Source organism: Clostridium sp. AF21-20LB, assembly GCF_003478795.1.
GTDB classification, from domain to species: domain Bacteria; phylum Bacillota; class Clostridia; order Lachnospirales; family Lachnospiraceae; genus Otoolea; species Otoolea fessa.
Genome location: NZ_QUGD01000001.1, coordinates 168,337 through 189,800, shown reverse-complemented (window position 1 = coordinate 189,800; position 21,464 = coordinate 168,337). Strand labels below are relative to the sequence as shown.

The 21,464-nt window shown below is 50.8% G+C and carries 16 protein-coding genes, 2 pseudogenes and 1 riboswitch; of the genes and pseudogenes, 16 read left to right on the top strand and 2 right to left on the bottom strand.

The window, feature by feature from the left end; all coding sequences use genetic code 11:
- Positions 1-20 precede the first annotated feature (20 nt).
- The 7 genes and pseudogenes from DWX76_RS01050 to DWX76_RS01020 all read left to right on the top strand — a co-directional run bounded on the left by DWX76_RS01050 (position 21) and on the right by DWX76_RS01020 (position 7,163).
- The gene (locus tag DWX76_RS01050) at positions 21-419 is read left to right on the top strand and encodes a zinc ribbon domain-containing protein (RefSeq protein ID WP_022360594.1); all 399 of its coding nucleotides are present in this window, start codon (positions 21-23) and stop codon (positions 417-419) included.
- Positions 420-680: 261 nt separating this feature from the next.
- Positions 681-1,097, top strand: a complete 417-nt coding sequence (locus tag DWX76_RS01045) for a thioesterase family protein (RefSeq protein WP_118523490.1) — start codon at positions 681-683, stop codon at positions 1,095-1,097.
- A gap of 210 nt (positions 1,098-1,307) precedes the next feature.
- The gene (locus DWX76_RS01040; protein WP_107000804.1) at positions 1,308-2,024 is read left to right on the top strand and encodes an MBL fold metallo-hydrolase; all 717 of its coding nucleotides are present in this window, start codon (positions 1,308-1,310) and stop codon (positions 2,022-2,024) included.
- On the top strand, positions 2,021-2,398 hold the full coding sequence (locus tag DWX76_RS01035) for a VOC family protein (RefSeq protein ID WP_118569964.1): 378 nt from the start codon (positions 2,021-2,023) through the stop codon (positions 2,396-2,398). The genes DWX76_RS01040 and DWX76_RS01035 overlap by 4 nt, the downstream gene beginning before the upstream one ends.
- Before the next feature lie 89 nt (positions 2,399-2,487).
- On the top strand, positions 2,488-3,798 hold the full coding sequence (locus DWX76_RS01030) for a dihydroorotase (protein WP_107000802.1): 1,311 nt from the start codon (positions 2,488-2,490) through the stop codon (positions 3,796-3,798).
- Between the two features lie 14 nt (positions 3,799-3,812).
- Positions 3,813-5,311 (top strand): annotated as a pseudogene (gene malQ / locus DWX76_RS14710) (4-alpha-glucanotransferase).
- A 214-nt stretch (positions 5,312-5,525) separates the two neighbouring features.
- Positions 5,526-7,163: an ABC-F family ATP-binding cassette domain-containing protein gene (locus tag DWX76_RS01020; protein WP_022360588.1), complete on the top strand. Its 1,638-nt coding sequence runs from the start codon at positions 5,526-5,528 to the stop codon at positions 7,161-7,163.
- A 125-nt stretch (positions 7,164-7,288) separates the two neighbouring features.
- Here the strand turns inward: DWX76_RS01020 and DWX76_RS01015 are convergent, their stop codons facing one another.
- On the bottom strand, positions 7,289-7,651 hold the full coding sequence (locus DWX76_RS01015; RefSeq protein ID WP_022360587.1) for a helix-turn-helix domain-containing protein: 363 nt from the start codon (positions 7,649-7,651) through the stop codon (positions 7,289-7,291).
- A 286-nt stretch (positions 7,652-7,937) separates the two neighbouring features.
- Between DWX76_RS01015 and DWX76_RS01010 the strand changes: the two genes are divergently transcribed.
- From DWX76_RS01010 to DWX76_RS00975, 8 genes are all read left to right on the top strand, one after another.
- Positions 7,938-8,864 carry a nucleotidyltransferase family protein gene (locus DWX76_RS01010; RefSeq protein WP_118469111.1) on the top strand — a complete coding sequence of 309 codons (927 nt, stop codon included), beginning with the start codon at positions 7,938-7,940 and terminating at the stop codon, positions 8,862-8,864.
- Between the two features lie 36 nt (positions 8,865-8,900).
- Complete coding sequence (locus DWX76_RS01005) at positions 8,901-10,091, top strand: dicarboxylate/amino acid:cation symporter (RefSeq protein ID WP_118569997.1); 1,191 nt, start codon at positions 8,901-8,903, stop codon at positions 10,089-10,091.
- A gap of 275 nt (positions 10,092-10,366) precedes the next feature.
- Complete coding sequence (locus DWX76_RS01000; RefSeq protein WP_107000799.1) at positions 10,367-11,137, top strand: exodeoxyribonuclease III; 771 nt, start codon at positions 10,367-10,369, stop codon at positions 11,135-11,137.
- Positions 11,134-13,002 carry an ABC-F family ATP-binding cassette domain-containing protein gene (locus tag DWX76_RS00995; protein WP_118522225.1) on the top strand — a complete coding sequence of 623 codons (1,869 nt, stop codon included), beginning with the start codon at positions 11,134-11,136 and terminating at the stop codon, positions 13,000-13,002. The genes DWX76_RS01000 and DWX76_RS00995 overlap by 4 nt, the downstream gene beginning before the upstream one ends.
- A 189-nt stretch (positions 13,003-13,191) precedes the next feature.
- Positions 13,192-15,213, top strand: a complete 2,022-nt coding sequence (locus DWX76_RS00990) for an alpha amylase C-terminal domain-containing protein (RefSeq protein WP_243022413.1) — start codon at positions 13,192-13,194, stop codon at positions 15,211-15,213.
- A gap of 28 nt (positions 15,214-15,241) precedes the next feature.
- The gene (locus DWX76_RS00985; protein ID WP_243022412.1) at positions 15,242-16,423 is read left to right on the top strand and encodes a S8 family peptidase; all 1,182 of its coding nucleotides are present in this window, start codon (positions 15,242-15,244) and stop codon (positions 16,421-16,423) included.
- A 130-nt stretch (positions 16,424-16,553) separates the two neighbouring features.
- A riboswitch (FMN riboswitch) is annotated at positions 16,554-16,671 on the top strand.
- A 181-nt stretch (positions 16,672-16,852) separates the two neighbouring features.
- Positions 16,853-17,464, top strand: coding sequence for an ECF transporter S component (locus tag DWX76_RS00980; RefSeq protein WP_022360580.1), 612 nt, complete (start codon positions 16,853-16,855; stop codon positions 17,462-17,464).
- Between the two features lie 181 nt (positions 17,465-17,645).
- The gene (locus DWX76_RS00975) at positions 17,646-18,440 is read left to right on the top strand and encodes a creatininase family protein (protein ID WP_118522223.1); all 795 of its coding nucleotides are present in this window, start codon (positions 17,646-17,648) and stop codon (positions 18,438-18,440) included.
- 46 nt (positions 18,441-18,486) lie between these two features.
- Here the strand turns inward: DWX76_RS00975 and DWX76_RS00970 are convergent.
- Positions 18,487-19,352 (bottom strand): annotated as a pseudogene (locus tag DWX76_RS00970) (class I SAM-dependent methyltransferase).
- 554 nt (positions 19,353-19,906) lie between these two features.
- Between DWX76_RS00970 and DWX76_RS00965 the strand changes: the two are divergent.
- Positions 19,907-21,295 (top strand): N-acetylmuramoyl-L-alanine amidase family protein, encoded by a 1,389-nt coding sequence (locus tag DWX76_RS00965; protein ID WP_118569963.1) that lies wholly within the window; start codon positions 19,907-19,909, stop codon positions 21,293-21,295.
- Positions 21,296-21,464: the final 169 nt, after the last annotated feature.

The following is a 21,464-nucleotide window of genomic DNA, read 5'->3' as shown; positions in this document are numbered from 1 at the left end:
TATGGCAGGAGGGGAGACGGATGTTTTTTATCGGTGGCATCAGTTCCGGCGTGAAGCCGCTGGAGTACCTGAAAACAGTGATCTGCGGGCGCTGCGGCGCTTATGGGCGGTATCAGGTGTACATGACCTATATGTATTTTAGTTTCTTTTTTATCCCGATTTTTAAATGGAACCGGCGCTTTTTCGTAGAAATGTCGTGCTGCGGTGCGGTCTATGAGCTGGATCCGGAGGTAGGAAAGAGGCTGCTTCGGGGCGAGGAGGTCGAGATCACGGAAAGCGATCTGACACTTCGGCAGGATGGAAATGGAAATCCGTGGACGGGAAGTGATGCATCACACCGTCATAAGGTCTGTCCGTCCTGTGGATTTGAGACGGATGAGGATTTTTCGTACTGTCCAAAGTGCGGCAAACCGCTGTAAGGCGGGGAAATACAGACGGATACCGCTAAAAGAGTGATGGCGGCTGTGGAAGCACGGGACGGTTACAGAAATTTGAGTTACTGTACACGGGTAGGCACTTTTGGAATCGAAAGTGCCGTAAGAAAACATGGTGGCAGCAGGAATTTGCCGCATTTAAATGCGAAGCCACGGCAAATTCTGTTACTGGGCACGTATGCGTGAACAGTAACAAATTTGATACAGCGCAGATTTTGGCGCAAAAAAGAAAGAGAGGCAGACAATATGTTAGAAGCTGGTATCAAGGGAAGACAGGAAGTTATGGTTACGGATGAAAATTCCGCAGCAGCAGTGGGAAGCGGTCTGTTACCGGTGTTTGCAACTCCGGCGATGGTTGCACTGATGGAGAAAACCGCGTGGATGAGCGTGGCTCCGTACTTAAACGACGGTGAGGGAACCGTTGGTACAAAGCTGGAAATTGCCCATAATGCAGCGACCCCGGTCGGCATGCAGGTTTGGTGCGAGAGTGAGCTGGTAGAAGTAGACGGCAGACGTCTCGTATTTAAGGTAGAGGCATTTGACGCGAAAGGTTCCATCGGCGGCGGCACACATGAGCGTTTCATCATCAAAAATGAGAAATTCTTAGCAAAAGCACAGAGCAAGAAAGAAACTAAAGGTTGCGAAGAGAGCACAGCCGGCTGAAAGCGCTGCGAGTATCGTATGCGGGATACTTTTGGCTGGCTGTTGTTTCGTGTAATAGGAAATTCCTTGAAATTTCCTATTACACAAAAAGGCACTAACGTGCCAATGATGCGCACTCGCGCGAAGCAGAAACATGTCGCAAGCGACCGCGCTCGGCGCGAGAATGTGCCAAGGCACATTCTTTTTCATTATAGAAGGGAATTAATTCGTTTGAAAATCACATATATTCATCACAGCTCGTTTTCAGTTGAGCTTGAAAATGCCGTGATTCTGTTTGATTATTTTAAGGGAACTCTCCCGGAGTTTCCGGCAGGGAAGCCCCTCTTTATCTTTGCGAGCCATTTCCATGCCGATCATTATGCTCCGGTAATCTTTCAGCTGGGAGAGAAACGGGAAAATGTTTTTTATATTCTCTCAAAAGAGATTGGGAAAAAGATACCGGAGGAATATCGTAAACGATATAAAGACAGGATACGGCTGGTAAAGGCAGGAGAAAGATTTTGCCTGAATATTTCTGAAGAAAGCCTTATCGTCGAGACGTTCCATTCCACCGACGAAGGCGTCGCCTTCTGGCTCTCCTGCGAAGGAAAGGAGATTTATCACGCCGGTGACTTAAATAACTGGTGGTGGGAAGGCGAAGATATGGCATGGAACCGGAATATGGCGGCTTCTTATAAACAGGAGATGAAAAAGCTTTCCGGGCGCACGGCGGATCTGGCATTTATCCCGGTCGATCCGAGGCAGGAGCAGTGGTTTTATCTGGGCGCTGCCGGTTTTATGGAGCAGGCGGACGCAAAATGGATTTTCCCGATGCATTTCTGGGAAGATTATACGATTATACCAAAATTAATCGAACATCCATCCAGTGAAGGCTGGCGGGATCGGATTGTAGAGATTCACAAGGAAGGAGAGGAGTTTATTCGATGAAATTTACATTTGCACACAACAATTTCAATGTCATCGATCTGGACAAGTCACTGAAATTTTATGAGGAAGCACTGGGACTTAAGGAGGTACGCCGCAAGGAGGCGGCAGACGGAAGCTTTATCCTTGTTTATCTGGGCGATGGCACGACCGGCTACCAGCTGGAGCTGACCTGGCTGCGCGACTGGGAGAAGGACTCCTACAACCTGGGCGACAATGAGTTCCATCTGGCATTTGAGACGGAAGACATGGAGGCGGCACATGCCAAACATAAGGAAATGGGATGCATCTGTTTTGAAAATCCGGCGATGGGTATTTATTTCATTAACGATCCGGATGGATATTGGCTGGAGATCGTGCCGGCGAAGATGAGTTAAGGGCTGAGTTTGTCTGAAAAAATGTTTTGACGTGACTGTGAAGGTACTGAACAGTTACGTTTTAACATATGAGTTAAAAAGGGGTTAGAATGGTAAAAATAATTAAAAACGGCAGAGTCATCGATCCGGAGAGCAGATTCGACGGAAGGGCAGATTTGTGGATTGAAAATGGGAAAATTCAGAAAATCGTGAAAAAAGATACAAAATCAGAATCAGATGAGGCATCTGACGCACCGTTCATCCCGGCGGATGCCGAGGTGCTGGATGCAGAAGGGCTGATCGTCGCGCCGGGACTGGTGGACGTCCACGTGCATTTCCGCGATCCGGGTCTGACCTACAAGGAGGACATCGAGACGGGCGCGGCGGCTGCGAAGGCGGGCGGCTTTACGACGGTGGTCTGTATGGCAAACACGAAACCGGTTGCCGATACGCCGGAGATTGTCCGGTATATTCTGGAAAAGGGTGCGAAAACGGGAATCCACGTGGAAACCTGCGCGGCAGTCTCGAAGGGATTTCAAGGAAAAGAACTGACCGATATGGAGTCCCTCAAAGAGGCGGGTGCGATCGGATTTACGGATGACGGAATCCCGCTGATGAGCGAAAAATTGGTCAAAGAGGCGATGGAGACGGCGAAACGTCTCAATGTGCCGCTCAGCTTCCATGAGGAGGATCCGGCATTTATTTTCAACAACGGCATCAACCGCGGTCCGGTGTCCGAGCAGCTGGGAATCGGTGGTTCCCCGGCGCTGGCGGAGGATTCGATGGTGGCGCGCGACTGCATGATCGCGCTTCACACGGGCGCAGATGTGGATATCCAGCACATCAGTTCCCGTAATGCGGTGCAGATGGTCGGGCTGGCGAAAAAGCTGGGCGCGCATGTCTGGGCGGAGGTGACACCGCATCATTTTACACTGGACGAGACGGCGGTTCTGGAGTACGGAACACTGGCGAAAATGAATCCGCCGCTGCGGAGTGCTGCGGATCGCGAGGCGTTGATTGAAGCAATCAAGGACGGCACGATTGATATGATTGCGACGGATCATGCACCGCACAGCGCCGAGGAGAAGGAAAAACCGCTGACCGAGGCACCGAGCGGCATCATCGGGCTGGAAACCTCCCTGCCATTGGCGGTTACCAGGCTGGTAAAAGCTGGTCACATTGATTATCTGACTCTGTTTGAGAAAATGTGCCTGAATCCGGCGAAGCTGTACCGGATGAAGGAGGCGGGACGCATCCGCGAGGGCGGCGCGGCGGATCTGGTTCTTTTTGACGACCAGACACCATATACCGTAGAAAAATTCCATTCCAAGGCGTCTAACTCCCCGTTTGTGGGAGTGAAGCTCTATGGAAAGGTTCACTATACCATCTGCAGCGGTGAGACAGTATATCGGGCAGAATAGGAGGAAACGAAGCGATGAAGACAATGTTAAAACGCGGCGCAGGCGTACTGATGCCGATTTTCAGCCTGCCGTCGCCGTATGGAATCGGTACGTTCGGACGGGCGGCGTATGAGTTTATTGATCAGTTAAAACGCGGACGCCAGACGTACTGGCAGGTGCTTCCGATGGGACCGACCTGCTACGGGGACAGCCCGTACCAGTCCTACTCTGCATTTGCGGGAAATCCGTATTTTATTGATCTGGATACGCTGAAAGACGAGAAACTTCTGACCCAGGATGAGATAGACGCCTGCTGGTGGTGCGACAAGCAGGATCAGGTCAAATATGACGCGCTGTATTATTACCGTTTTCCGCTTCTGCGCAAGGCGTATGAGCGGAGCAGCCATAAGGAAAGTGAGGAATATCAGGCATTTCTGGAAGAAAATGAAGAATGGCTGGACGACTATGCGCTCTATATGGCAGTCAAGGGTAAATATGAAGGAAAAGGCTGGATGGACTGGGACGAGGACATCCGGTTCCGCCGTCCGGAGGCGCTTTCGGCATGCGCGAAGAGCTGGCAGAAGAAATAAATTACTGGAAGTTCTTACAGTTTAAGTTTTTTGAACAGTGGAAAAAATTAAAACAGTATGCAAAAGAAAAAGAACTTCAGATCGTCGGTGATATTCCGATTTACGTGGCGCTCGACAGCGCGGATGTCTGGAGCCACCCGGAGCTGTTCCAGCTCGACGAGGAAAATCTGACGCCGCTCAAGGTATCGGGTGTGCCGCCGGATGCATTTTCAGAGGATGGACAGCTCTGGGGCAACCCGCTTTACGACTGGGAGAAAATGAAACAAACCGATTTCGCCTGGTGGCGAAGCCGGATGAAAGCGTCCGCGAAGCTCTACGATGCGGTGCGGATCGACCATTTCATCGGCGTGGTGCAGTATTATGCAATCCCGTATGGCGCTGTGACTGCGAAAGACGGCGAGTGGGAGAAAGGTCCGGGCAAAAAGCTGACCGACGCACTTGACGAGGCGGCAGGCGAGACGAAGATCATCGCGGAGGATCTTGGTGTCTTCTGTCAGGAGGTCAAGGATCTGCTGGCAGAGACGGGCTATCCGGGCATGAAGATCATTGAGTTTGCGTTCAGTGGCGACCGTTTCAACGAGCATCTGCCGCACTGCTATGACCCGAACTCCGTAGTCTACGGTGGAACGCACGACAATGAGACGCTGGCGGGGTATTTCAAACCGGAAAAACGTCAGTGGTGGGAGCTTCAGTACATTGCCGATTACCTCGGTGCAGCACACCAGAGTGAGGTGGTAGACCGCGTGTTCCGCGCGGCATACGGTTCAGTCGCGAGCGTTGCCATTTTCCAGATGCAGGATGTGTTGAAGCTCGATAACTGGGCGCGCATGAATACGCCGGGAACCCTCGGGGAAAACTGGCGCTGGCGTCTGGTTCCGGGGCAGTTTACGGATGAGCGGGCAGATTATTTGTCCTGGCTGGTGGATACGTTCGGAAGATTTTAGTTTTTGGCGTATTTAAATGCGAAGCCACGGCAAATTCCGTTACTGGGCACGTATGCGTGAACAGTAACTTGGTTTTTGTCGGATGGGAATAAAAACCCGTAAAATGCTTGCAAATTCGGGAAAAACCTGTAAAATATACATGGATTGCACCCGCCCGGGGCAAAGATGCACCTGGGGAGTATGAACGATTTGAACAGTATGAAAGGAAATTGCCATGATTAGTACAAGCAATGTAACACTGCGAGTAGGAAAGAAGGCGTTATTTGAGGACGTAAGCATTAAATTTATTGAGGGAAACTGCTACGGACTCATCGGTGCCAACGGTGCCGGAAAGTCTACCTTTTTACGAATCCTGTCCGGACAGCTGGAACCGACCAATGGTGAGGTTATCATCACACCGGGACAGAGACTTTCATTCTTACAGCAGGATCACTTTAAATATGACGCATATCCGGTACTTGATACCGTTATTATGGGAAATGCGAGACTCTACGAGATCATGAAAGAGAAGGAAGCTATCTACATGAAGGAAGACTTCTCCGAGGAGGACGGCGTCAAGGCTGCCGAGCTGGAGGGCGAGTTCGCCACGATGAACGGCTGGGAGGCAGAGTCCGACGCGGCGAACCTTTTAAATGGTCTGGGAATCGAGACGGATCTCCACTACAAACAGATGGCAGATCTGACCGGTGCCCAGAAGGTCAAAGTTCTTCTGGCACAGGCACTGTTCGGAAACCCGGACATCCTGCTTCTCGACGAGCCGACAAACCACTTGGATCTCGATGCGATCGCATGGCTCGAGGAGTTCTTGATCAACTTTGAGAATACGGTTATCGTGGTATCCCATGACCGTTACTTCTTAAATAAAGTCTGCACCCAGATCGCAGATATCGACTATGGCAAGATTCAGCTCTATGCCGGAAACTACGATTTCTGGTACGAGTCCAGCCAGCTGATGATCAAGCAGATGAAGGAAGCCAACAAGAAGAAGGAAGAGAAGATCAAGGAGCTGCAGGAGTTCATCCAGCGATTTTCTGCCAATGCTTCCAAGTCTAAGCAGGCAACCTCCAGAAAACGTGCTCTGGAGAAGATTGAGTTAGATGAGATCAAACCGTCCAGCCGTAAGTACCCGTATATCGACTTCCGTCCGGAACGTGAGATCGGTAATGAGGTATTAAGCGTAGAGAACCTGTCTAAGACTATCGATGGTGTGAAGGTTCTTGATAATATTTCCTTCATTCTCGGACGCGAGGACAAGGTAGCATTTGTAGGACCGAACGAGCAGGCAAAGACCGTTCTCTTCAAGATTCTTTCCGGCGAGATGGAGCCGGATGAGGGATCCTATAAATGGGGTCTGACCACCAGTCAGGCATATTTCCCGAAGGACAATTCGAAAGAGTTCGATAACGACGACACGATCGTAGACTGGCTGACCCAGTACTCTCCGGTTAAGGATGTGACCTATGTCCGCGGATTCTTAGGACGTATGCTGTTTGCCGGTGAGGACGGCGTGAAGAAGGTCCGCGTTCTTTCTGGTGGTGAGAAGGTGCGCTGCATGCTTTCTAAGATGATGATCTCCGGTTCCAATGTCCTGATTCTGGACGAGCCGACCGACCATCTGGATATGGAGTCCATTACCGCTCTGAACAACGGTATGATCAAGTTCCCGGGCGTGCTGTTATTCTCCTCCCGTGACCACCAGATCGTTGAGACGACCGCAAACCGTATCATGGAAATCGTAAACGGCAAGCTGATCGATAAGATTACTACTTACGATGAGTATCTGGCAAACGATGAGATGGCGAGAAAACGTCAGGTATTTACTGTTACGGATAGTGAGGAAGAGGACGACTAAGAGCTGGAATCAAAGTGATTTAGACAAAAGTCTGAAAGATAAAAGACAGCCCCAGACGCTGCATGTGAGCGATGCCTGGAGCTGTCTTTTGCACACCTATGGTATTAATGTCCTGTTCACTGCGATCAATCCTTCTTATGGCGTGATTCCAGATAAACCAGGTAATTGATGTATTCGATCAACTGCTTTTTCGTGGAAGTCTGGAAGGATGAGATACGTCCATTGACCTCTCCATAGGTGACATTTTTAAGAAATGGTTTCGCCATTTCGGGCGGATTCTTCGGGTAGGAGGTTCGACCGAGAATATAATCAGCGCTGACCTGATAATAATCCGCCAGTTTTATCAGATGCCGAAGAGGCAGATCTGTCCGGTTTGTTTCATAGCGGGAATAGATTTGCTGAGTTGTACCCAGCAGACTGGAAATTTCCGCCTGCGTTTTTCCTTTGTCCTCCCGTAAATCACGGAGCCGGTCACCAGCAGCAATCATTTAAAGCACCTCCCGCATACATCAAATATTTGTGAAAACAATCTATCATACAAGTATGCGCAGAACTAAAAGATACAATTAACTGGTGTAGAAACAGCAAAAAATACATTTATAAAAATGTAAACAAAAAAGAATATCCGCTCTATGGAATAAAACGGCAGCCGGGTTTTTGTTTTACTGTTTACAGTCTGCCCGAATTAGTTTAAAATAAAAGGAAACAGGCAATTCTGCTTTGAATGAAAACGGCAGGATTGTGGATAAGAAACAGAAAGCGAGGACAATTTTCATGAGTCAGAAGCCAGTTCTGGTGATCATGGCGGCTGGTATGGGCAGCCGGTACGGCGGCTTGAAGCAGATTGATCCGGTCGATCGGGAAGGAGATCTGATCATCGATTTTTCGATCTTCGACGCAGTCGAGGCTGGATTCGAAAAGGTCGTATTTATTATCAAGAAATCGATTGAGAAAGAGTTTAAGGAACATATTGGAAACCGCATGGAAAAGCACGTGCAGGTGGAGTATGTGTATCAGGAAAATGACCGTCTTCCGGATGGGTTTGAGGTTCCGGAGGGACGCGTCAAACCGTGGGGAACCGGTCATGCGATTCTCTGCTGCAGCGAGGTGATCGACGGACCGTTTGCGGTGATCAACGCGGATGATTACTATGGAAAATCGGCGTTCAAGGCGATCTACGATCGTCTGGCATCCTGCGGCGATGATGACAAATATCAGTATGCGATGGTTGCCTATCATCTCTACAACACATTGACGGAAAACGGCCATGTGGCGCGCGGCGTCTGTACAGTGGATGCGGATGGACATCTGGCGGATATCCACGAGAGAACGCGCATCGAGAAGCACGGCGATCAGGCGGAATATACCGAGGATGACGGCGCAACCTGGGAGCAGCTGGGGGAGGATACGCTTGTATCGATGAACCTCTGGGGCTTTACTTCCAGCATCTTAAAGGAGTTAAAGGCGCGCTTTGTTCCATTTTTGGAGAAAAACCTGTCGGTAAATCCACTCAAATGTGAGTATTTCCTTCCGTTTGTGGTGGATGAACTTTTGAAAGAGGGGAAAGCCGAGGTGACTGTGTTAAAGAGCGTGGATCGCTGGTATGGCGTGACCTACAAGGAAGATAAGAAGATGGTGACAGACGCGATCCAGGGGATGAAGGACAGCGGTCTGTATCCGAAAAAACTTTGGGAAGAGTAAGAATGAAGAGATAGGTATTAGGAAGGAAAAATGGGTATGAGCAAGTTGATGAAAAGCCTGCCGTTTCGGCTGGTGCTGGGTGTAGCGATCGGTATTATTGCCGGTCTTATAGCAAATGAAAGTTTTATGAATCTCGTTGTGACGCTGAATTATATTTTTGGGCAGATTATTTCGTTCTGTGTACCGCTGATCGTCATCGGCTTTATTGCCCCGTCGATCACGAAGCTTGGAAAGAATGCCTCCAGATTGCTTGGAGTAGCGCTGATTCTGGCGTATACATCGTCTCTTGGCGCGGCGCTGTTTTCGATGGCAGCCGGATATACGCTGATTCCGCATATGTCGATTCAGTCGGCAGTCGATGGACTGCGCAGTCTGCCGGAGGTTGTCTTTAAATTGGACGTTCCGCCGATCATGGGCGTCATGAGTGCGCTGGTATTTTCCGTTATGATGGGTCTGGCAGCGACCTGGACCAAGGCGGTGACGGTAACGAAACTCTTAGACGAGTTCCAGAAGATCGTTCTGGAGATTGTACAGAAGATTGTCATTCCGATTCTTCCGGTTTACATCGCATTTACGTTCTGTTCCCTGGCATATGAGGGAACCATCACAAAACAGGCGCCGATCTTCATTTCGGTTATCCTGATTGTTATGGCAGGCCACTATATCTGGATGGCGCTGCTGTATACACTGGCTGGTATTTACTCTGGCCGTGACCCGAGAGGCGTTATCAAGCATTATGGTCCGGCATATCTGACGGCAGTCGGTACGATGTCTTCTGCGGCGACCCTGGCAGTGGCGCTCAGCTGTGCCAAAAAGGCAGAGCCGCTTCGTGACGATATGGTTGATTTCGGTATTCCGCTGTTTGCGAATATCCATCTGTGCGGTTCGGTTCTGACCGAGGTATTCTTTGTCATGACGGTATCCAAGATTTTGTACGGCGCCCTCCCGGATATGATGACGATGGTTCTGTTCTGTGTTCTTTTAGGTGTATTTGCCGTAGGTGCACCGGGTGTTCCGGGCGGTACGGTTATGGCATCCCTGGGACTGATCACCGGTGTCCTCGGTTTCGATGCGACTGGAACGGCGCTGATGTTGACGATCTTTGCGCTTCAGGACAGTTTTGGTACTGCCTGCAACGTAACGGGTGATGGTGCGCTGACCCTGATGCTGACGGGATATGTGGAGAAACATGGGATTAAACATCAGGATTTACACGTAGATTTATAAAAATGAGAGAGGTGGGGCAGGCAGCAGCCGCCCCGAAACAGGTCTGTGAATGCGCCGCTGGCTCTTCGCACTATCGTTGTTCGCTTGCTTTCACTACACTTGTTCGTCTGTGTCGGACTTGCGTCCGCCCCATTCGGACAAGCGTGTTCAAGATGCGTACAACTGATAGGCGAAAGCCTGCTCTGCATCCACAGACCAGTTTCGGAGCGTCTGCCACCTGCCTGCTGTCTTTTTATGTATCGGAAAAACCTTATTTGATAAAAAGGAGAGATAGAATGAAAAAAATGATTTCCTGGAACGTAAACGGCTTGCGGGCGTGTGTGGGAAAGGGATTTCTGGATGTATTCCATGAGCTGGATGCGGATATTTTCTGTATTCAGGAGAGTAAGCTGCAGGAAGGGCAGATTGATCTGGAGCTTCCGGGGTATTATCAGTATTGGAGCTATGCGGAGAAGAAGGGATATTCAGGAACGGCGTTATTTTCGAAGGAGGAGCCGATTAGCGTGAGCTACGGTCTTGGCATTGAGAAGCACGATCATGAAGGGCGCGTCATTACGGCGGAGTACCCGGATTATTATGTGGTGACCTGCTATACGCCGAACTCCCAGAATGAGTTGGCGAGACTTCCGTACCGGATGCAGTGGGAGGATGATTTCCGCCAGTTTTTGAAGAAGCTGGAGGAGAAAAAGCCGGTTATTTTCTGTGGGGATCTGAATGTGGCACACACGGAGATTGACCTGAAAAATCCAAAGACGAACCGGAAAAATGCCGGATTTACGGATGAGGAGAGAAGCAAGTTTACGGAGCTTCTGGACTCTGGATATATCGACACGTACCGCTATTTTTACCCGGATAAAGAGGGCGTTTATTCCTGGTGGTCGTACCGGTTTAAGGCGCGCGAGAAGAATGCTGGGTGGCGGATTGATTATTTCTGTGTTTCCAAGAGCCTGAAGGACCGGCTGGCGGGCACACAGATTCATACGGAGATACTGGGTTCGGATCACTGCCCGGTAGAATTACAGATAAAGGATCGGGATGAGACATGAATTTACTGACAGCAGAACATCTGAAAAAATCATATACGGAACGGCTGCTTTTTGATGACGTGGCATTTTCCATCGGTGAAGGTGATAAGATTGGTCTCATCGGCATCAACGGAACCGGAAAATCTACTCTTCTAAAGATTGTAGCCGGTCTGGAAGAGCCGGATGAGGGTACGGTAGTAAAGGGACGAAATCTCTATATCCGTTATCTGCCTCAGAATCCGGAGTTTGAAGCGGGACGGACCGTCTTAGACTGCGTGATCCGGGAAAATATGGCGCATGAGCACGCCTGGGATCTCGAGGGCGATGCGAAATCCATGCTGAATAAGCTTGGAATCACCGATTATAGTGCCAAGGTGGAGACACTTTCGGGCGGACAGAGAAAGCGCGTTGCCCTCGCAGCGGTGCTGTTATCGACGGCGGATCTGTTGATTTTAGACGAGCCGACGAACCATCTGGACAGTGCGATGGCGGACTGGCTGGAAGAGTACCTGAAAAAATTCCGCGGCGCGCTTCTGATGATCACGCACGACCGGTATTTCCTTGATAACGTGACGAACCGCATCGTCGAACTGGACAAGGGAAAGCTGTACAGTTATCAGTCCGGCTATGAGGGCTATCTGGAATTAAAGGCAGAGCGCGAGGCGATGGCGGTGAGCTCGGAGCAGAAACGCCAGAATATCCTGCGGACGGAGCTGGCGTGGATCCGGCGCGGCGCACAGGCACGCAGCACGAAGCAGAAAGGGCGTATTCAGCGCTTCGAGGCGTTGAGTGCGGTGGAAGCGCCGAAAGTAGATGGAAATGTGGAGATGAGCTCGATTTCCAGCCGTCTCGGACGAACCACGGTCGAGGCACACCATCTTCATAAGGCGTATGGTGACCGCCTCCTGATCGATGATTTTTCCTATATCTTCTTGAAGGATGACCGCATCGGCATCATCGGACCGAACGGCAGCGGCAAATCAACGCTGATGAAGATGATTACCGGCTGGGTGAAACCGGATTCGGGCGAGACGATCATCGGCCAGACCGTAAAAATGGGTTATTTTTCACAGGAAAACGAAGATATGGATCAGTCGATGCGCGTGATCGACTACATTAAAAATGTGGCAGAGTACGTGCGGACGGCGGACGGGCTGGTATCGGCATCCCAGATGTTGGAACGGTTCCTGTTCCCGTCCCATATGCAGTACACGCTGATTGGCAAGCTATCGGGCGGCGAGCGGCGCAGACTCTATTTGCTCCATATCCTGATGGGCGCGCCAAACGTCCTTCTGCTCGACGAGCCGACCAACGACCTGGATATCGGCACGCTGACGATTCTGGAGGATTATCTTGATCATTTCCAGGGGATCGTGATTACGGTATCGCATGACCGGTATTTCCTTGACCGCGTAGTGCGCCGGATCTTCGCCTTTGAGGGCGGCGGCGCGATCCGTCAGTATGAGGGCGGCTATACCGACTATCAGGCAGCCTGTGGGGAACGCATAGCGGCAGAGATGGAGGAATCCGGTCAGGAACACGGCAGAGGCCAGAAGACCGGAGGCGCTTCTGGTGCGGGAACGTCAGATGCAGCGGAGACGGCAAAGGATAAAAACCGCGGTCGCCAGCGCGAGAAAAAGCTCAAATTCAGCTATATGGAGCAGAAAGAGTGGGAGACGATCGAGGATGATATCGCGGCGCTGGAAGAGGCAATCGCGGATCTGGAGCAGCAGATGCAGGACTCTGCCCGCGATTATACGGCTCTGAACGGCATCATAAAGGAAAAAGAGGAAAAAGAAGCTCTTTTGGAAGAAAAGATGGACCGCTGGATGTATCTGAACGATCTGGCGGAGAAAATAGAAGCGCAGGCAGCTGCTCACAAGTAGGCACTTTTGGAACCGAAAGTGCCGTATGAAAACGTGGAGGTGGCGGATTTTGCCGATTTGGAATGCGAAGCATCGGCAAAATCCTGTTACAGTCTACATATGTGTGGACTGTAACAGGCGCAGGCGGCTGCTCACAAATAGGCACTTTTGGAACCGAAAGTGCCGTATGAAAACGTGGAGGGGATACAGGTGAAAGCAGAAAAAATCGTGAGACAGAAGATAAGAACCCCTGATTTTACACCGGGAATCAAGCGGACAGAGACGGGAATGCACTTGTGCGTCGAGGCACCGGGGACATTCTGCCATCTGGCAATTTATGAGACAGGTAAAAAACAGGGTGTTCGGATCCCATTTTCCCCGGAAGAACGGGTGGGGGATCTCTGGATGATGGAGCTTGCGGGCGATGATTTTTCGGGACTGGAATACACGATCGAGACTGAGCAGGGGGAGCTGCCGGATCCGTGCGGGCGCATCTATACAGGACATGAGCGCTGGGGCGATCTAAAAGCGGCGCTCCGTCCGGTGCGCTGCCGTTTCCCGGAAGAAACGTATGACTGGGAAATGGATCAGCCGCTGAAACATCCGTATGATGAGACGATCCTGTACCGGCTGCATGTGCGCGGATTTACCCGTCATACTTCTTCCGGCACCGGGGAGCGGGGAACGTTCCGTGCGCTGACGGAGAAAATTCCCTATTTAAAGGAATTGGGTATCACAGCAGTTGAATTAATGATGCCGAATGAATTTCAGGAAGTGATGATGGAGGATGGGGCAGACGGGAATCCGTATGCGACCGGGACACCGACCGGACGGCTCAATTACTGGGGCTATGGGGCGGGATACCTGTTTGCGCCAAAAGCTTCGTACACATCCGGGAAAGAGAAAGAACCGGAGCGGGAATTTAAGGATCTGGTGAAAGAATTTCATAAAAATGATATTGAAGTGCTGGTTGAGCTTTATTTTACCGGCGAGGAGAGCGCGGCACTGGCGCAGGAGGCGGTTCGTTTCTGGGTTTACGAGTATCATGTGGATGGCGTGCACCTGTCCGGGTTTGCGCCGGCCGAACTGCTGGCGTCGGATCCGCTGTTAGCCGATACGAAGCTATTAGCTGGTTCCTGGGATGGCGTGCGTGTGCCAAAAACGGCAGCGGCACCGAAGCTGCGGGAGCGCCGCTGGCATCTGGGCGAGTACAATGAAGGATTTTTGATCGATATGCGCCGGGTATTAAAGGGCGATGAGGATCAGGTCGGCCGTCTCATTTACCAGACACGCCGGAATCCGGACGCGTATGGCGTGATCAACTATATGGCGGCGACAAATGGCTTTACGATGATGGATATGGTTTCCTGTGAGCAGAAGCACAACGAAGCGAACGGGGAGAATAACCGGGATGGAAGCGATTATAATTATACGTGGAATTGCGGCGTCGAGGGCACGACGCGGAAAAAGAAGATTGTGCAGATGCGGAAAAAACAGCTCCGCAACGCATTTTTGCTGCTCTTTCTGAGCCAGGGAACGCCGATGTTTTTAGCGGGCGATGAGTTCGGCAATTCCCAGAACGGCAACAATAATGCTTACTGTCAGGACAATGAGATTTCCTGGCTCAACTGGCATCAGCTGGAGACGAACCGGGATATTTACGAATTTGTAAAATATATGATAGCGTTCCGCAAAGCGCATCCAGTGTTCCATCTGCCGGTGGAGCCGAAAAATATTGATTACCTCGTCTGCGGACACCCGGATGTTTCCTACCACGGCGTCAAAACATGGTGCCCGGAGTTTGAAAATTTCCGCCGCCAGCTCGGCATTCTCTACTGCGGCGAGTACGGGCGAAGAGCGGACGGCACCAGCGATGACTATTTCTTTGTCGCCTACAATATGCACTGGGAGCCGCATGAATTTGATCTTCCGAAGCTTCCGAAGGGAATGCAGTGGACTCTGTGCATCAACACAGACGACGCAGACAATAACGGAATCTGTCCGCCGGATAGCCTGGAGGCAGGGCAGGAGCCGCAGGAAGAGCTTCGCCAGTATATGGTTCCGCCGCGGAGTATTCTGGTATTTCGCGGCTTTAAGCCAATTTCCGGTCCGGCATCCGAAAAGGATGGCAAAAAAGCCGGGAAAGTGGTAAAATCGGTAAAACGGCAGAATGTCAGAAAAGAACCGGCAAAGGAAGCGGAGACTGTGGTTGCGGCAGCGCGCGAACTGTAAGAACGGAATTGAAAGAGGATAAAGCAAGTTGAAAAAGAAACTTTTTAGAGGGCTGGCAGCCGCCCTGTGTGCTGCCATGATGGCAGGGAGCGCGGCGCTTCCGGCATATGCGGCGGGTCCGTCACGGGAGTCGGTTCCCTATGCGGATTCCTATGCCTCCTATCAGTGGGCTTTTTTAAATACAGGTGAACTGCGTCTGGTGCCGAGCCATACGGCGGCAGTGGATGCAGCGATTGGGGCGATTACCGGCAGCCCGGCGCTCTCAGCAGATGGAACGGTTCGTTCTCTGGAAGGGATCGATATGAATATTGTCCCGGCATGGAAGAAATATGACGCGAAAAGTGGAAAACGTCAGGTGATTGTGGCGCTGATTGATACAGGGGTTGACATAACTCACCCGGAGCTTAGCGGTTCGATCTGGACGAATACGGGGGAAATTCCGGGCGATGGCATTGACAATGACGGAAATGGTTATATCGATGACGTTTACGGCTGGAATTTCTATGATAATAATGCCCAGGTATTTACCGGGACGGATGACAATCATGGTACCCACTCGGCGGGCACGATCGCGGCGGCGAGAAATGGAGTCGGAACGGTTGGAATCTGCGATCCGGCGTATGTGAAGATCATGGTGATCAAGACGCTTGGAACATCGTCCGGTGTCGGAACCGTCAGCAACGTGGTTAAGGCGATCCGGTATGCGCAGGCGAATGGCGCGTCGATCTGCAATCTGAGCTTTGGCACGATGAAATATAGCGAGGAGCTGTATCAGGCGATCAAGGATTCGGGGATGCTGTTTATTGTGGCGGCTGGAAACGGCGACGCCTCCGGCAATGGCTACAGCATCGATGAGCAGCCGATGTACCCGGCAAGCTTTGAACTGGACAATATCATTTCCGTGGCAAACCTGCGCTTTGACGGTCAGCTCGACCGTGCGTCCAATTACGGGGTAAGAAGCGTGGATCTGGCAGCGCCGGGCAATTATATCCTGAGCACGATCACGGGCAATGACTATGCCTACATGAGCGGCACATCGATGGCGGCGCCGATGGTGACCGGAACGGCGGCGATGCTGTACTCCTACGATGCGTCCCTGTCGCTTATGGATGTGAGAAACCGTATTCTGCAGTCGGCGCGACCGATTGAGAGTCTGTCCGGCAAGGTGGCAACCGGCGGTATGCTGGATGCCGGGGCGGCGATGCCGTAGATGGGAAAAACGAAAAGAAAGATTGTTAAAAAAATATTGAAATTCTCGTTTGTATATGATACCATGAACGGGTGAGATAATTGCCCCGCAGATTCATATGTTTATATGTATGAAGACGGAGTAATTACCATGATTTCTTCGGGGCAGGGCGAAATTCCCTACCGGCGGTATAGTCCGCGAACCGCGATGGCGGCCGATTCGGTGAGATTCCGAAACCGACAGTATAGTCTGGATGAGAGAAGAGGCAGGAGTCAGAGAGTGTACCGCTTGAGCGTAAGCAGGCTGGTGTACATCGGCTAAGTTGCGATTTATTATCCCAGGTCCCGAACAACCTGGGATTTTTTTAGTTTTACAAATGCAGCTAGTCCGGCACTTGATTCATACTCCTCCTTCGGAGAAATGAGTTTTAAAACCGAAAGGAGATTTAAGATGAAGACAGGAAAATGGAGTATTCAAAAATTGATTTATACGGCGATGCTGGCAGCGGTTGCTGGCGTGCTGATGTCATTGGAATTTTCGGTTCCGATGATGCCGCCGTTTTATAAGGTGGATTTCAGTGATGTACCGTCTGTGATTGCCGTGTTTCTGATGGGACCGGTATCCGGTATCTGTGTAGAAGTCATCAAGCTGTTAATCAAGCTGATTACTGTCGGAACTAACACGATGTACGTCGGTGAGCTGGCCAACCTGATTGCGGCGTTCCTGTTCGTATGGCCGCTGTGGTTCCTCTATCAGAAGCTGGGCGCTAACCGTAAGGCAGCTGTAGAAGCACTTCTGCTCAGTATCGTGATCCGCACCGCGTGTGCATGCTTTATCAATGCGAACATTACGCTTCCGTTATATGCGAAAGCGATGAGCCTGCCGCTGGATGAAGTGATCCGCATGGTAGCGTCGGTCAACCCGGCGATCAAAGACCTGAATGGATTTATCATCCTGGCGACGATCCCATTCAACGTATTGAAAGTGGGACTCAACTATATCGTTGGACAGCTTTTGTTTGTACGCCTGCGTGCGGCGAAGATTGTGCCGAAAGCAGTATAAAATGAAATAAGAGGAATGGTTTGACGGATTTGGCTGTTTGCTGTGAAACGGCAGAACCATTTCATAGAAAGGATTGTCGGGAAACCGCTGGGAAAGCTGCCTGGGGGAGAATCCCGGACAATCCTTTTTGTTTGATGGAACGTGCAAAGACATATCTGTTTTTATAAGAGGAGGAGATACTATGATACGTAACTATAGAGATTTGACAAGATGGGAAATGGAGCAGGTGGACCGTGAGAACACGATTGTCCTGATTCCGCTCGGGGCTCTGGAACAGCACGGCAATCAGGCACCACTGGGAACGGATGATATTATCGCGGAGGCGATGAGTCAGGAGATCAAAAAGGCACTGGAGGCAGAGGGGGAAGAAGACTTCCCGATGCTGCTGTTTCCGGTGATTCCGGTGGGCTTAAGTACAGAGCATAAGAATTTCTGCGGTTCGGTCACAGTCCGGCCGGACACTTACTATCATTTCTTATATGATATATGCGTCAGCCTGGCGCATCACGGTTTTAAGAAGCTGGCTTTTTTGGTATGCCATGGTGGGAATGCGCCGATTGCGCAGGTTTTAAGCCGGGAACTTCGGAGTGAGCTGGGGATTGCACCGTTTATCCTTTCATCGGGAGCATTTGGTCATCCGGATGTAAAAGCAACGATTTCAAAGGGGAATATCTGGGATTTCCACGGTGGAGAGATGGAGACATCGATGGTAATGGCGGTCGATGAGAGTCTTGTGAAGCTGGAACTTTCGGAAGCGGGAGAGCCGACGGCGTTTGAGAAGACCCGCGCCCTGAAGCCATACGGTCCGGTTTCGATCGGCTGGGTGTCGGAGGACTGGAAAACAAAAGACGGATCGCCGATTGGAATTGGAGGAGATCCGTCTGGTGCAAGCGCCGAGAAGGGGCGAATTATATTAGAGACGAGTGCGCGGGAACTGGTCCCGGGGCTGTTAGATATCCGGGATTGGAATGAATAGGAATCAAACTTAAAAATGGGGTGTCTATGTCATCCGAATACCAGTGTTATTTACCAGATTCCCAGCGTCCGGATGCACCGCATGGTAATACCAGTCCGGTACGGGTAACCGGAAGTCCCAGCTCGTCCGATTTCACTGTGCCGCCGTGGGTGGAGGCAACTTCGGTTGAGAGCATATAGGTCAGGACGGACGGCGCCAGCCCGGTGGTGTAGGAGTTGATGAGGAAGAAGAGCGGGTTGTCCGATAACAGTTTCGTGCAGAGCTGCACGAACGGGTAAATCGAAGTTTCGATCTTCCAGATCTCGCCTTTCGGTCCGCGGCCGTAGGACGGCGGGTCCATGATGATTCCGTCGTAATGGTTGCCGCGGCGGATCTCACGCTCAACAAATTTCACACAGTCATCGACGATCCAGCGGATGGGTGCATTTTCCAGCCCGGAGGAACGGGAGTTTTCCTTCGCCCAGGCTACCATGCCCTTGGAGGCGTCCACATGGGTCACGCTGGCGCCGGCTGCGGCTGCCGCCAGGGTAGCGCCGCCTGTGTAGGCAAAGAGGTTTAAAACCTTGATTGGGCGTCCGGCATTGCGGATGCGGTCACCGAACCAGTCCCAGTTTGCCGCCTGCTCCGGGAAGAGACCTGTGTGCTTGAAGCTGAACGGTTTTAGTTAAAGGTCAGTTCTTTGTAATGGATCGACCACTGCTCCGGCAGGTCGAAAAATTCCCATTCGCCGCCGCCCTTGGAGCTTCTGTGGTAGTGTCCGTTCATCTTTTTCCAGCCGCGGTGTGTCTTGGGGGTGTTCCAGATAACCTGCGGGTCCGGGCGAACCAGAAGATAGTCGCCCCACCGCTCCAGTTTCTCTCCTTCGGAGCAGTCAATCACTTCATAATCGTTCCATCCATCTGCAATCCACATAAAATTTTATCCTTTCAAAAAAATGAGGCGCAAACCCCGGAAAAGGGTATCTGCCGCCTTTATAATCGGTGTTATCCATAAGCCATTTCCATCTAAATGGCATAAATGGTTACTGTTCCCGGGTAGGCACTTTTGGAACCGAAAGTGCCGTAAGAAAACGTGGTGACAGCAGGAATTTGCCGTATTTAAATGCGAAGCCACGGCAAATTCCGTTACTGGGCACGATGCGTGCACAGTAACCATAAACGCAGTCTGTCTGACCGGAAAAACGGTTCAGTTGAAATGCATACCTAATTATATCGGTCATTGATTGGCGTGTCAAACCTTTTGAACGGCTTCCTGCCAAAAAAGTAAATAAATTGAAAGATAAATCTCCTTGAAGATTCCTACATCTCCTGTTAAAATGTATATTAGGTAAATGATAGATTGCACGTATCTGGAACAAAACAAGGCGTTATAAGCATCTGATGCAGTCTCCACACGACGGGAAGTGTGCGAATGCGCAGCAGGTGGGAGAATAGACGTTATCAATCGTGAACTGGGAGGGCTTGTATATGAAGAAACAGAAACTGGCAGTCTGCGTCCTTTCTGCAGCGCTGATGATAGGGGCGGCGACCCTGACATCTTACGCGGCAGAAGGTTGGCAGCAGTCTGGAAACAGCTGGATATATGTGGACAACAATGGCAATAAGGTGACGAATACCTGGAAGAAGGGCGCAGACAATCTCTGGCGCTATCTCGATTCCCAGGGCAACATCGCGTCGAACTGCTGGGTGGACGACGAATACTTTGTCGAGAGTACCGGCATCATGGCGACTGACAAGTGGCTGAAACTGCCGAAGCGCAATCCGGCATGGAACGAGACTTCCGCTACGACGGTCTGGTACTATTTCTCCACCAGCGGAAAGATGGTATCCGACGGCTGGTCCAAGATCGGCGGCAAGTACTATTACTTCGACGGTGATGGAGCGATGCAGACGGGCTGGGTGGATGATGACACCTACTACACGAATGCAGATGGTGTCATGCAGATCGGCTGGGCATATCTGGAAGATCCGGATGATACCAAAAAGGACGATGATGAAGTGAAACCCGGCGACGACGATGAGGATCATCATTGGTACTACTTTCAGAGTTCAGGAAAGAAATATGTGCCTTCTTTAGGCGGTGCTAAATATAAACAGTATAAGATTGACGGAACCTACTACTGCTTCGACGAAAACGGAGCGATGCAGACCGGCTGGGTCGATATGGGAAATTCCTCTGGATTTGCAAATTACCGTTATTATCAGAGCAACGGTCAGGTACAGACTGGCTGGCTCTCCACGACTCCGCCGGAGGATGATGATTACAATCTGGATCTCGGCAGCGATGTACAGTGGTATTATTTTTCAAGCAACGGCGAGCCGAAGGTGGGTCCGAAGATTTCTGACGCTTCGACGAGCAACCTGGTTCGCATCAACAATATTACCTACTTATTTAATGAGAAGGGCAACCCGGTCTATGGTCTGAGACGTCTGGAGGTAGGAACGAGCGGTCAGTATGCCTGCTATTTCTTCGGCGCGGACAAGGCGACCAGCTCAGTCGTAAAAGGCAAGGGAAATGTAGTAGAGGGCGACGGAACGACCGGACAGTTCTATTTCGCTGACAGCGGCAACAAGGCTGGACGCGGCTACTCAGGTGTGGAGGATGGATTCCTGTACTACATGGGTAAGCTTCAGAAGGCAGACAGCGGTACCAAGTATGAAGTCATTGAAGTCAATGGCAAAAACTATCTGGTAACGACGAGTGGCAAGGTAGTGAAATCCAGCACCGTGAAGGATGCGAACGGCACAAAGTTTAAGACAAGCTCTGCGGGTGTTGTCACAGAGGTGGACGGCACAAGCGACGATGGCAGCGACGAGGCTAGAACCCCGGTGGAACCGACGTATTGGGAGGATTAATTAAAAAAGCTGGGAGTCTTCTTGACTGAGATAAAATTTCTGCATGGAAATATATTCTTGTGGATAAAAAGGAGTTTCTTCTATATAAAAGGTGTAATTACCCACCGGAAGAAGAAACTCCTGTTTTTTCTTGAAAAATATAGATTTTTTCTTAAAAAAACACTTGCAT